Annotated in this window: 13 protein-coding genes; all 13 read right to left on the bottom strand. The window is 52.4% G+C overall.

The window, feature by feature from the left end; all coding sequences use genetic code 11:
• Positions 1 to 691: flagellar hook-basal body complex protein (locus QNK41_RS08015; RefSeq protein WP_319255534.1), on the bottom strand; the 691-nt coding region annotated here is incomplete at its 3' end.
• Between the two features lie 35 nt (positions 692 to 726).
• Positions 727 to 1,404: a flagellar hook assembly protein FlgD gene (locus QNK41_RS08010; protein WP_319255531.1), complete on the bottom strand. Its 678-nt coding sequence runs from the start codon at positions 1,402 to 1,404 to the stop codon at positions 727 to 729.
• Positions 1,405 to 1,458: 54 nt separating this feature from the next.
• Positions 1,459 to 3,249: a flagellar hook-length control protein FliK gene (locus QNK41_RS08005; protein ID WP_319255529.1), complete on the bottom strand. Its 1,791-nt coding sequence runs from the start codon at positions 3,247 to 3,249 to the stop codon at positions 1,459 to 1,461.
• The gene (gene fliJ, locus QNK41_RS08000) at positions 3,246 to 3,707 is read right to left on the bottom strand and encodes a flagellar export protein FliJ (RefSeq protein ID WP_319255527.1); all 462 of its coding nucleotides are present in this window, start codon (positions 3,705 to 3,707) and stop codon (positions 3,246 to 3,248) included. Before fliJ ends, QNK41_RS08005 begins: the two co-directional genes overlap by 4 nt.
• Positions 3,708 to 4,092: 385 nt before the next feature.
• Positions 4,093 to 5,412: a flagellar protein export ATPase FliI gene (gene fliI / locus QNK41_RS07995; protein WP_319255525.1), complete on the bottom strand. Its 1,320-nt coding sequence runs from the start codon at positions 5,410 to 5,412 to the stop codon at positions 4,093 to 4,095.
• A 10-nt stretch (positions 5,413 to 5,422) separates the two neighbouring features.
• Positions 5,423 to 6,136, bottom strand: coding sequence for a FliH/SctL family protein (locus tag QNK41_RS07990; RefSeq protein WP_319255523.1), 714 nt, complete (start codon positions 6,134 to 6,136; stop codon positions 5,423 to 5,425).
• On the bottom strand, positions 6,129 to 7,097 hold the full coding sequence (fliG, locus tag QNK41_RS07985) for a flagellar motor switch protein FliG (protein ID WP_319255521.1): 969 nt from the start codon (positions 7,095 to 7,097) through the stop codon (positions 6,129 to 6,131). Before fliG ends, QNK41_RS07990 begins: the two co-directional genes overlap by 8 nt.
• A 100-nt stretch (positions 7,098 to 7,197) precedes the next feature.
• Positions 7,198 to 8,799 carry a flagellar basal-body MS-ring/collar protein FliF gene (gene fliF / locus QNK41_RS07980; protein ID WP_319255519.1) on the bottom strand — a complete coding sequence of 534 codons (1,602 nt, stop codon included), beginning with the start codon at positions 8,797 to 8,799 and terminating at the stop codon, positions 7,198 to 7,200.
• Positions 8,800 to 8,883: 84 nt separating this feature from the next.
• On the bottom strand, positions 8,884 to 9,186 hold the full coding sequence (fliE, locus tag QNK41_RS07975) for a flagellar hook-basal body complex protein FliE (protein ID WP_319255516.1): 303 nt from the start codon (positions 9,184 to 9,186) through the stop codon (positions 8,884 to 8,886).
• Complete coding sequence (flgC, locus tag QNK41_RS07970) at positions 9,183 to 9,623, bottom strand: flagellar basal body rod protein FlgC (protein ID WP_319255514.1); 441 nt, start codon at positions 9,621 to 9,623, stop codon at positions 9,183 to 9,185. Before flgC ends, fliE begins: the two co-directional genes overlap by 4 nt.
• A gap of 1 nt (position 9,624) precedes the next feature.
• On the bottom strand, positions 9,625 to 10,053 hold the full coding sequence (gene flgB, locus QNK41_RS07965) for a flagellar basal body rod protein FlgB (RefSeq protein WP_319255513.1): 429 nt from the start codon (positions 10,051 to 10,053) through the stop codon (positions 9,625 to 9,627).
• A gap of 164 nt (positions 10,054 to 10,217) precedes the next feature.
• Positions 10,218 to 11,573: a sigma-54 dependent transcriptional regulator gene (locus QNK41_RS07960; RefSeq protein WP_319255511.1), complete on the bottom strand. Its 1,356-nt coding sequence runs from the start codon at positions 11,571 to 11,573 to the stop codon at positions 10,218 to 10,220.
• A 625-nt stretch (positions 11,574 to 12,198) separates the two neighbouring features.
• Positions 12,199 to 12,855 (bottom strand): sigma 54-interacting transcriptional regulator (locus tag QNK41_RS07955; protein ID WP_319255508.1); only part of this gene is annotated, 657 nt, incomplete at its 5' end.

Here is a 12,855-nt window from a genome sequence, read left to right as displayed (position 1 = left end):
CCAGATTGCCGCTCGCGTCAAATACAATGGACCCGGTGGATGCAGATGCAGCCAGCGGATTGTCGTGGCTTACGGCCACGTCCCAGTCCCATCCGGTCGCCGTGCGTGTGAAATTGACATCCGTCACCGCTTCCGACCCCAATGAGTCGAAAGCGGTGATGGAACTCGTGAACGTATCTCCGACAGCAGCATCGCTGTTCAGGTTCATTCCAAAGGTAATATTTTGGGTGGGATTGGGGGCACTGGTGCCGTTGGGCAGCGTAATATTGCCAATCCCGCCGATAGCCCCGGTGGCGGGATCCATAGAATAGCCCTGGGCGATGAAGCCGTCCGGGGTGACCAGGTTCCCATCCTTATCCCACTCGAACTGGCCGGCCCGCGAGAAATATGAAATTTGGCTGCTGGGGTCGTTAACCATGAAAAGTCCTGCACCGTTGATGGAAAGATCCGTTGCACTATTGGTGTTTTCCAGGGAGCCCGGCTGCCACTGGGGATTCACCCCGTTTAGTGTCACACCGCGTCCGATCTGGAGACCGGTCTGACTCACTGAAGCGCTGAAGATGTTTGCAAAAGATACGCGCGATGATTTGAACCCGGTGGTGTCGACATTGGCGATGTTGTCGCCGATAACTGCCATGGCGCTGGTGTTGGCCTTTAATCCTGAGATACCGGAATACAGTGAACCGATCATGGGTGTTCTCCTTTTTTGACGGTTTTATTGATTAACTATTCGCTTTGGTTCCCCGTTTCCTCGATGCGGATCACCGAGGAAATGGGAACTTCACGGTCATTGATTAATAGATTCGTGGCACCGGTTTTATAATCGACACCGGTGACGACACCGGTGGTGTAGCTGTTGGAACTGACGATAGCGCCATCGGCATTCATGGCCATGACGGTAAACGTGTAGGAGCCATCGGCAACTACCGTTCCATTTGAATCCCGCCCATCCCACGCCATCTGCTGTTCGCCGGCCTGTCGGGCGCCCGCCTGGATATCGGTCACGAACCCCCCGAAATTGTCATAAATCTGGATGTAAACACTGTCCGCGTCGTTAACCAGATCAAAGCGTATGGGATCCGGGTTTCCGCCGTTGACGCCGAACATGCTGCCGGTGGCGGTGACCGTTTTACCGATGAATCCGGAAGACTGAATGTTGTTCAATGTGGATTGATAGACTTCAAACCCGCTGAGTGTGGACTCGATGTTCTGAAGCTGTTCGAGGGAGCTGAACTGGGCCAGTTGCGCAGTGAACTCGGTACTTTCCGCTGGGTTCAGCGGGTCCTGGTGCTGCAGTTGGGCCACCAGCAGTGTCAGAAAATCATCTTTCCCCATCACGCTGTTTTCCTGCGTTTTCGGGGTGCTGGCTTGACTGTAGACATCGGATACACTCATGACTGTCATTGTTCTTCACCTCTGCAAGTATGCGTGTCGTCGTGAGGGTCACCTGCGCTTGAATCAGGCAAAATAGTTGATCCCATCACGGTTGTGCTGAACATCGTCGGGGTGATTGCCGCCATCCCGATTCAAGGTTTCCGGATCCTGCTCCTTGGCCTGTTGCCGACCGTTCTGAGAAGAATGGTGCTTAAACATCTGGGCGAATTGCTCGCGACTGTGCTGTTGATTCGCATCCGGGTTAACCATGACCTCGAACTTGTCGATGGCCAGACCCTGGTTCTGCAGTTCCGTTTTCAAATGGTGCAGATGGGTTTCTATGATTTCCTTCACCACTGGCCGGTCCGTCATGATGCGCACCATCAGTTGTTCCTTGTCCACGGCGATGTTCATCTGTACATTGCCGAGAAATTCAGGCTTCAGTCGGATCTGGATTTCGGAGCGCCCATGGATAGAACGCATGGCGGCTTTGTCTACGATTTGATCCATCACCGTGCTCTGGAACGTGTTTACGGCCGAGTCTTCCGTCCGGGTCAATGCGGCTGCCTGGCCGGTGGTTGGCTTGGCGGCCATATTCGTCGCTTGTTCCACTGCCAGGACTTTTGCCGTGTCCTGAAAAGGGTGCGCTTGGGTCTGTCCAGAACCGGTGCGCTTCACAGCATCCGAGGACTGACCTTTTTGCCACTCCTCTTCTTTGACAGTTGCCAACTCGACCCGCGGTGCCGGATCATGCTTGTCTTTGCCCTGAAAATTGGCAGTATCGTCCTCTGAGGAAGCCGATGGTTGACCCGCCAATCCCGTCACCTTGGAATCTGGATCCTTGGTCTGGCCGGCAATGGGCTGTAAGTGGGGAGTTGCGGGATCGGCCGCTTTTCCAGCGATTCCAAGGCCGGTCGGCAACCGCTCCTGAATCAATCGGTTGGCGTGGGTTTGTCCCCCATCACCGGCTGGCGCCTGTGGTTTTGACAAGGAACGGGCTTCTCTCTTTTCTAACCCTTCTTCCGGCGGATTTTTTTTCACGACCCAATCAGGCGGATTTTCTTTAGGGTGCCCCTCATCTGCCTGCACGGCCTGGGTGGGAACGCCTGAGGCAGCCGTCTGAAACAGCGGGCCTTTGCCGGCGGCTTGGGTATGCCCGCCTGCCGGGGTGTTCTCTTTAATCTGGCGCTCATCTGCCTGGTTGGACGGGTTGGGAATGCCTGAGGCTGCCGTTTGAAACAGTGGGCCTTTGCCGGCGGCTTGAGTATGCCCGCCTGCCGGGGTGTTCTCTTTAATCTGGCGCCCATCTGCCTGGTTGGACAGATTGGGAATGCCTGAAGCGGCCGCATGAAACAGTGGGTCTTTGCCGACGGCTTGGATTTGCCCGTCTGACTGCATGTTTCCCTCTGCGGCCATCTTCACTGGAACGTCGGTCAGCGCTTCAGGGGTGTGTTGGCCGGCGGGATAGGTGCGCTCATGATGAGCGATGATGGCATTGATAATCCCCTGTGGAAGCGGAACTTGCCCATTGTCGAGGCTTTCGCCATGCAAGGGGTGGGGGGCCTGCCGATCTGCCGAGAATTGTTCCCTTGCGTCGGCAAGCAGGGCCTGCAATTGATTGAGGGCGGGCAGATCTGAGTCAGGGTCGCTGGGTTGGAAATTCAAACCGCTATGCCCGTCAGCGTCCGCAGTCGCAGCGTTATCCATAAAATTCTGCACCCATGCCAGGAAAGAACGGGTGTTGTCATCGGCAAACAAAATGGTGTCGTCACTTACTGGCAGGCCGTGAAAGCCTTTCCCGATGTTTCCGGTTTTGTCCCCGAAACCGGAAACTAATCCGGAAACCGCCTGCATGAGCCCGCTGAATGCGTTCATTGGCCCTCTCCGCTTTTTTGGATGGTTTTTCTGACAAACCGATTGACCGCTATCTCATCGATGAATTTCATTTCTTTTTTCAACATCATCTGATTATATCGATCGAGGCCTTGATCCTTGAGTTTTTCCAGAATTTGCCGTTTCTTCATGGCTTCGATCAATTCTTCCTGGTTTTTTGATTCCCGGTCCTTGATCTCACTGATTATCGCCACCTGCCTGGCAATGCCGTCGGAAAGCCGCTGGAGATAAGCGTGGTAAGCCACCACCTGATCACTGGAAACGCCTTTTGCCTGTTCCAGTTTCAATGCCGCGCGTGTATCCATTTCTTTGCTTTTCAGCGATGTCATCTGTTGGTGGGCAGCCATTGCCAGTTGACGGATCTCGGCAAGATCTTTTTTCAGTTGGTCTTCGATAAATTGCCGATGATCGAGAACCGTTTGCATGTTGAATGTGTACATGGTTATCCTGCTATCTAAGCTTGTCTCGGTGAAGATCGAACCGGTGGTCTTTCCACACCGCTATCACGTTGATCAACAACTTCATTAGCAACCACTATGCCAGTTATTATAAAGTTTGCATCTATTTGTTTTTACTTTAATTTATCGACATCCTTTGCGTGGCTGCTTTTTTTGCGTGAGTCATAGAGTGGGCAACAATTACCGCCGCTGGAGTTTTTTTCCCGGGCCCGATGGATGCTGCGGCCGTCAGAAGCCCTGTTATAAAATACCGGCTGCCCCACCTTCTGCAAATGGCCTTGGAAACCGAAGCCCCCGTCTCCGGAGGTGTGTTGCTATGAACAGGGTTGTTAGAACCACTTTAGCAGGCTGTTGGGAGAGAAGGCCATTATTCCATCATGCATTTCAAGGCATCGGTACTTTCTTCAAAAGTCGATGCTTCGTGAATATCCTGTCGAAGATAATGGTTGATGGGTTCGATCATCTGGATGGCATAGTCGATTTGGGGATTGCTGCCTGCCGCATAAGCGCCGATGTTGATGAGGTCTTCGGCCTTGCGGTAGGTCGCCAGAACGTCCTTGATCCGAGCGGCGTGGTGTTTGTGATCAAGATCGGTGATATCTTCCATCACACGGCTGATGCTTTTTAAAATGTCGATTGCCGGATAGTGGTTCTGGTTGGCCAGATCCCGGGTGAGCACGATGTGGCCGTCGAGAATGGAACGCACCGCATCGGCGATGGGCTCGTTCATGTCGTCGCCTTCCACCAGGACGGTGTAAAGCCCGGTAATCGTGCCCCGATGTGAAGATGTGCCTGCCCGTTCCAGCAATTTGGGAAGCAGTGAAAATACCGAGGGCGTATAGCCCTTGGTGGTGGGGGGTTCACCCAGAGACAGGCCAATTTCCCGTTGAGCCATAGCCAGTCGGGTAACCGAATCCATCATCAGGTTGACGTGGTTGCCCTGGTCCCGAAAGTACTCGGCAATGGTGGTGGCGATGAATCCCCCGCGCAACCGTACCAATGGCAGATGATCGGAAGTGGCTACAACGACCACGGATTTTTTCAGTCCTTCCTCCCCAAGATCCTTCTGGATAAACTCGTTGAGTTCCCTGCCCCGCTCACCGATCAGCGCAATGATGTTCACATCCGCCGAGGTATGCCGGGCAATCATTCCCAGCAGGACACTTTTGCCGACCCCGGAACCCGAAAAAATCCCCATCCGCTGGCCGCAACCCATCGTCAGCAAACCATTGATGGCTCGAACACCCAGGTCCAGTGGCTGCTGAATGCGGTTTCTGAGCAGGGGGTTCATCGGATTGGCGTATATGGGATACTCGTCATCAGTCTCGATCGGCCCTTTTCCGTCGATGGGATTGCCCAGCCCGTCGATCACCCTGCCTAGCAGCGCCTTGCCCACACCCACATGCGCCTTTTCTTTTCGCGCCTCAACCTTGCACCCGGGACCTAAGGTTCGAATATCTTCCAACGGCATCAACAATACCGAGTCTTCCCTGAATCCCAGCACTTCAGCGCTGACCGTGCCGGTTCCACCCTCGGTGGTAATATCGCATACACTCCCGATCTGGGACGCCGGTCCGCTGGCTTCGATCACCATGCCGACGATCTTTTGTACACGTCCATTGGCCCGTATGGGGATCACGGACGCCATCACGTCATGGTATTTGTCGATGGAAAAGGGCTGGAACATGATGGTGGGCTCAGCCTTCAGAATAAGGTTTGGGAAGTTGGTCTTTCAGCAGTTCTTCGATGATCTTGATCTGTTGATCGATCCGTGCATCCAGATCCCCGAGTTTGGTCTCGATCATACAGCCGCCCCGTTGGATCATTTCATCCGCTTCTAGACGCAAAACGGCGCCAAAGTCTTCGGCCAGGAGTAATTCCTGTTTAAACCCATTGACCGTGTCGATGTCCTTTGGATTCAGTCTTACGGTCAGATGACGGGGATCAACCACCTTTTTCATCGCCGTTTTGAGCACGTGGTTAATTACCGGGCCATGCTCGGTTTCATGACCAATGACTTTTTTGGCGATAGCCAGTGCCAGCCGAACCGTTTCCGTTTCCATTCGATCAACATCCTGCTGCCGGATACGGACCATCTCTTCCACCGCGCACTTGAGCGCAGCTGCACCGTGATCGATCTTTTCCTGCTGTGCGGCAATTGCCTCGGCACGGCCCTGACCCCTGCCTTTTTCGAAGGCCTCTTCAGCCAGATGTTGAATCTGTTCTTTTTCCTGAGGTTGCCCTCCCACGGGAAAGCGGTCATCCCTTCGGTCCAGGGCGTCACTGACAAATTGCCCGTGGGTGGATGCCGTTGCACAGCCTTTTTCCTGACTGCCGGGAATTTCAGGGAAATAGTAGAGTGCACATGACTCGGGCGAAGACAGTGGGTTATCTTTGGGTGAGTTAGCCAACAAATTCCTCCCCTCCCCGCCCGCTGATGACCAATTCGCCCTTTCTTTCCATATCCTGGACGATTCTGGTAATTTTCTGCTGCGCATCCGTAACCTCTTTGATCCTGACCGCACCGGACACGTCCATTTCCTCCTTGAGTATCCCAGCTGCCCGGTCCGACATATTGTGGAAAATTTTCTCTTTTACTTCGTCCGTCGCCGCCTTGAGCGCAATGGCCAGTTCCTGAGATTCGACGGAACGCAATACTTTCTGCAGGCCCCGATCATCGACGAGAACGATATCGTCGAAAATGAACATGTTCTGACGGATCTCCTCAGCCAGACCGGGATCGTTCTCTTCGATCTCCTCGATAATCTCCTCCGCAGCCGTTCCATCGATCATGTTCAATATTTCAGCCAGGCGCGGCACACCGCCGGCTTTTTGCGTGGATGCGGTTTCCTTGTTGGAAAGGATTTCTTCAAACGTGTGGTCGATCTCCTCTAACATACCGGCGGCCACCTTATCTAAACTGGCGATGCGGTAGGCGACATCGGGTCTCAATTCGTCGGGCAGAAGGGCCATCACTTCGCTGGCAACTTGGGGTTTCAGGTGAGCAATGATAAGGCAAATCGTCTGCGGATGTTCATTTTGAATCAGCTGAATCAACAGCTCAGGCGCAATGGATTGAATGGCTTTAAGATTGTTCCCCCGCCGGTGTTCTAAACCGTCACCGGCTGTTTCGGCCCCCTCCCCCGCCTCTCTACTTTCAATTTGCTCGGGTGGCTGTGCTTTCTCGAGAAATTCCCGGGCAACGCCTTCAACCAGCGCAGGGGAAACCGAACCCAGCTTGGACTGGAGTTTGATTATGAAATTTCGCTCCACTTTGCTGAGCTGATCCATCACCGGGGAGATGGTGTCCCATCCCAATGCCTGAACAAGGATAGCTGCTTTTATCGATCCGATTAGATTTCTGGGGTCCATAGGGCTGGGTTCGTTGGGTTCGTTGAGTTCGTTGAGTTCGTTGAGTTCGTTGCCTCTATCTTTGCGCGTCTCGCTTTCAGCGTTGAGCTATTTGCTTTCTTTACGTTTCTTTGAGCCATTCCTTCATGAGCTGGGTGGAACCGGAGCGATTATCATTGATTGCATTTTTTATTTGCCGTGTGTAACTGTTTTCCTTATCCGACTCTGCATAGCGTCGCTCCAACTCCTTGATTGTTTGCGGAAGCTGCTCCAGCATCTGGATTTCCTCAATGGGAGTTGATGTCAGCCAGCGGGCCAGCGGTTTGATGATCATCATAAAGGACAAGAGGAAAAAAATGGCCGCTGCCGCATACTTGATCAAGCTCTGGTGGGTCTTGATGGTCTCCATCCATCCGGGAGGTTCCGGAACAGATGTCATATCGGACGCCAGCTCCACTTCAAAGGGGATATTCACCACTTCTATTTTATCGCCTCTGTCCGCATCGTAATCAACGGCACTTTTGACGATATTCTCAAGCTTGGCCATTTCCTCTGTTGCTCGGGGAACGTATAACGCCTGCTCCCCTTCAGCGCCCTCTTCAGGCTGCTGGTAGGTGCCGTCTACCACCACGGCCACGGAAAGGCGCTGAATGCTTCCAATGGGCATAATCTGGCGATTGGTCAGCTTGCCCACTTCATAATTTTTCGTAAACTGCTGTTTTTGATTTTTACCGGTACCGCCCACCGCCCCCGTCCCCGTGTTGCTGGGAGTCACGTTGGCCTGAAAACCGGGAACGCCGGATGCAGTTCCGGCGGTATCATTTGAAACCGAGCTGGATGCCTGCTCGCTCCGAATCACCGAATTATCCGGCAGGAAAAGCTCTTCTGTTTTTTCCTGCTGGATGAAATTGAGCAGGCACGATACCCGGACGATGGCATTGTCCTGCCCCAGAACACTCTCCAGCATGGTTTTGACGCGGTTTTCCAAAAGCCGTTCTTTTTTCTCCTGAAAGGCCAGTTGGTTCGACGTAACCTGGCTGACAGTGGATTTTTCCTTGAAACCGGCCAGCATTTTCCCGCTGTTGTCAATAATTGTGACATCCTCCGGACTCAATCGCGAAACACTGGAGGAAATCAGGTGAACGATGCCCTGGACCTGGTCTTTGCTCAGATACTTGCCGCGCCTCAGCTTGAGAATGACCGAGGCTGTTGCCGGGTCCTCTTCTTCGATAAACAGGGACCGGGCTGGCATGACGATATGCACCCGGGAGCTTTCCACCTCCATCAATGTATTGATGGATCTGCTCAATTCCCCCTGAAGCGCCCGCTGGTAATTTACATTCTGGACGAATTCGGTCATTCCCAATTGCGTGTCGTCAAAAACCTCGAATCCGATGCCAGTGCCCCGCGGCAATCCCTGAGAAGCCAGTTCTAACCGCGTTTCATAGATCTTCTCATAGGGGATGCGCACACCCGTGCCATCCATGGTAAGCTGATATGGGATCTGTTTTTCTTTCAGCTGGCTCAAGATTTCAGCCGCATCTTCCGGCGCCAAATTGCTGTACAGGGGGTGCAAGTCGCCGCTTTCCGACCAGGTCAATAAAAAGGAGAGCCCGGCAACGGTGCCGCCGACCAGGATGGCCATGGCCACCAGCTTTCCCGTGGAGAGTCCCTTGAAAGCCATTTTTAGTTGTTGCGGCAGTGTGGACAATGAAAAGGCCATCATTACTCCGATTGACGGTTCAGAAATTCTGGGTTCAGGGTTCCGGGTTCTGGGTTCAGCTTTGAGCTTTGAACTTTCAGCCTATCATATGGACATTCGACGAATTTCGTCGAAGGCGGTCATGAGCTTGTTGCGGATCTGCAACACCAATTCAAAGGAAATCTCCGCTTTTTTCATGGAGATCATCGTGTTGTGAATATCCTGGTTCTTGCCGGTGGCCAGATCGTTGATGGCCTGATCCGCATTCAGCATTTGCCCGTTGACCTCAGTCAGCGAGCGTTTGACATAGTCACTGAACGGTGATGGCGACGCTTCAGGTGTCTGTTTATTTGACGCATCAATTTCCGGCAGGATGGACTGCAACTTCGAAATCGTCAGATCGTTCATGTGTTTTTCCCTATCTCCAGTGCGATCGCCGTCATGTCCTTCGTGGCGCGCACCGCTGTGGCATTGGCCTCGAAGCTTCTGCTGGCGGAAATCATATTGACCATCTCTTCGACAATATTGACATTCGGCAGCCGGATATAACCGTTTTCGTCGGCATCCGGATGACCGGGATCATATTTTTCCACAAATGGCTTGTTGTCTTCGATGACTCGAGCCACCTTGACACCGCCTCCCGCTTCACCCATTCGCTCTTCCAGCACGTCCTTGAAACCGCCCGTTTGAACCGCTTCGAAAATGACATCCTTGCGCTTGTATGGCTCTCCGGATTCCGTCCGTGTCGTGTTCACATTGGCCATGTTGCTCGAAATGAGATTCATTCTAAGTCGCTGGGCGCTCAATCCGGTCGAACTGATGGCCAGGCTGTCGAGAAAATTCATCTTATCTGTTTCCTCCTGTGATCGCGTGTTTCAGCCTACTGAACTTCGAAGCGACAAGCTGTGCAGACGCTTTGTAAAGCAGGCTGTTTTTGGCCAGGGCCGTCATTTCAAGGTCGATGTCGACACCGTTTCGATCCCCGCGAAGCAAGAGCGGATCATCGGCGGACCGCTGTGCAACGGCTGATGGGTCATCGGGCTTTGGCGCGCCTGGCAGGTGCTGTCCATCTGTCTGTTTTAACCGCGCCGACGCAGTCGTCGGCAAATCCCTTTGCAGCGCTTCTTCGACATTCATCGAAAATGGCTTGAAGTTCGGTGTGTCCGCGTTGGCCACATTGTTGAGGATCAGCTCATGGTTGCGTGCCCGCAAATCCAATGACCTGGACAAGGTAGAAATCGTGCCGCTGAATAAATTGACTGGATGATCGTCCATGATAGTCCTCACTTTTTTGAATCTATTTTTTTAGATGAGCAAATTATGTACCATCACACACATCTGCTTTGCATTCATTTCAGGCTTCATGCACGAAAGGCGCCGGCAACCTTCACAATACTGCCTATTGAACACAACGGATTTCGATTGGTAAGATGCAGTCATCATTCGACAGACATGTCCATTTCTTCACGGTATTCATTCAACTTGTTTCGAAGGGTTCGGATACTGATTCCCAACATTTTGGCGGCATGCGTCCGGTTTTCGCCCACTTCAGTCAAGGTGTTTATAATCAGCTCTTTTTCCATTTCCCGAACGGTCATCCCCGCGGTCAATGAAGGCTGTCGGGAACTTTCCGCAAAGCTCGCTTCCACTATCAAATGCTCCGGCAGGAGTTCTTCGCCACTGCCGATGAGGACACCGCGCTCGATGGAATTTTCCAGCTCACGAACATTTCCCGGCCAGGGTTGCCTGACCAGCACGTCCATGGCCTGGTCGGAGATACCCTGCATCGCTTTGGCATTGCGGCTGCAAAAGCGTTTAAAAAAATAGTCGGCAAGCAGGGGGATGTCGTTTTTCCGTTCCCGCAGCGGTGGAATCGTCAAAGGAATGACGTTTAGCCGATAAAAGAGGTCCTCGCGAAATGCATTGGATTTGACCGCCCTTTTCAGATTCTGGTTGCTGATGGCAACCACCCGTGCATCAATAGCAATCGGCCGGTTGTTTCCCAGCCTCACGATTTCTCTTTCCTGCAACGCGCGTAACAATTTGGCTTGAAGCGGCAATGCCATTTCCGTAATTTCATCCAGGACCAGTGTTCCTTTTCCAGCGCCTTCGAATTTTCCGATCTTTCTGGAAATGGCCCCGGTGAATGCCCCTTTTTCGTGGCCGAACAGTTCGCCTTCTGCCAGTTGTTCCGGCAGGGCGGCACAGTTGATGGCTACATAGGGTTCACTTGCGCGGTTGCTGTTGGCATGGATGAAAGAAGCCAGCAATTCTTTACCGGTACCGCTTTCACCGGTTACCAGTATGGTTGCCGTGCTGGGTGCAACTTTTCTGGCCATGTCAAGGACACCGAGAAGCGCGTCATCCTGGGTGATGAATGATTTGGTCTTGACTGGATGGATTGAGTTGGACGCCTGCTGTTTCAGGATATCCCGGGCTGACTTCTCGAATGCATTTTCGATCAGTTCGATTTCCATTGGATCGATGATAAAATCGGACGCACCCGCCTGCATGACGGAAATCACATCCTGGGCCGTACCCACCGACGAGCCGATCAGGATATGGATGGCGGGAAAGTGCTGCTTTACCTGTTGAGTCAAGTCAATGCCGGACATGTCATCCAGCTCCAAGTCAGCGTATACAATCTGAAATGGCCGGGTGTGGAGGATCTGCAACGCCTCTTGTGCGTATGCGCATGATTCGAACTGCAGCACGCTGTTTTTTTCGAGCACACCAGCCAGATGTCTGCGCAGATTCGAATCTTTAACCACAAGCAATGCAGAGATAGAATTCATCATGTTTCTTTGGGTAGAACCAGGCGCTGAGCCATTTCATTCCATTTATGGGTTCATATCGGTGCGGTTTCTGGCCGCGGTCCGATGCAACTGGGTGATTGAAACCCTGTCGATATGACAATCGCTTCAGCTTTGACTGCAAATTGGTTGCCACGGGAGGCAAGACGCATTGGTTCATGTGGGAACGATGTCTAATATATTGTTATTTTTTATTTTATTGCCTTTTAAAATGATGTGGAGGACGTCCAGGAAGCTTAGAATAGATGGTTAATCAGGCGTCAATTTTTTCGACGGATGTCAGGCGGTTGACATTAGCCCGAGGAGAGGCTGGTTTATCCGGCCCATGTGGTTCAAAACAGCGGGAACGGGGGTATTGGATTATTTAGAATCAATGTTGATGGATTTGTAAAAAGTCGCATTTCCGACGGATTCGTAAAAGGTTCGAGATCAAGGCTTGCGGGCCGCGAAAGCGAGCTTAGGCGAGCGAATGGCAAATCGATCAAGATCATTACGGCGAACATTTATGTTCCATCCCGAGGAATGAGGTGTACTTACGGTACTCCGCAGCGACGAGGGATGAAGCGTAACGCAGATATCGGACTTTTTTCGAAGCCGTAAATGTTGGTTATGCACATTTCTGGAGTTCATAGCGCTTGATTTTTTCCACAAGCGTGGTGCGCTTCACCTGAAGCAACTGGGCGGCTCTGTTTTTTACCCACTTGGTTTTTTCCAGGGACTGGTAGATCAGCCGTTTTTCGAATTCGCTGACCGCCGTATTCAAGCAGAGCCCATCACCCGTAATTTCCGGTGCGCAAAAACTGTTTTTAGGCGTTGCATGTTTCATTTTATAAGGCAGATCATGGATGTCGATCTCCCCTTCCCCTTTAATTACCACCATCCGTTCCAGCAGGTTGGCCAGTTCCCGCACATTGCCGGGCCAGGCATGCTGCATCATTACATTCAGCGCGTCCTCGGAAATGGATGTGACCTGGGTCTTTTTGGTAGTGTTGAGACAATCTAAAAAATGGGCTACAAAATGGGGGATGTCCGATCGCCGTTCCCGCAATGAAGGAAGGTTGATCGGGATCACAAAAAGGCGGTAAAAAAGATCCTCGCGAAAATTGCCCTTCTGCACTTCCTCTTCCAGATCCCGGTGCGTGGCGGCAACAATGCGAACATTCACCGTTACCGTCTTACAGCTACCGACCGGTTCAAAGCAGCGTTCTTCGAGCACCTTCAGGATCTTCACCTGAAGGTCCTGGCTCATATCGCCGATTTCATC

The organism is Desulfosarcina sp. (assembly GCF_033791525.1).
Classification (GTDB): domain Bacteria; phylum Desulfobacterota; class Desulfobacteria; order Desulfobacterales; family Desulfosarcinaceae; genus Desulfosarcina.
Note: the sequence above shows the minus strand (reverse complement) of the source record. Positions and strands in the feature narration are given on the sequence as shown.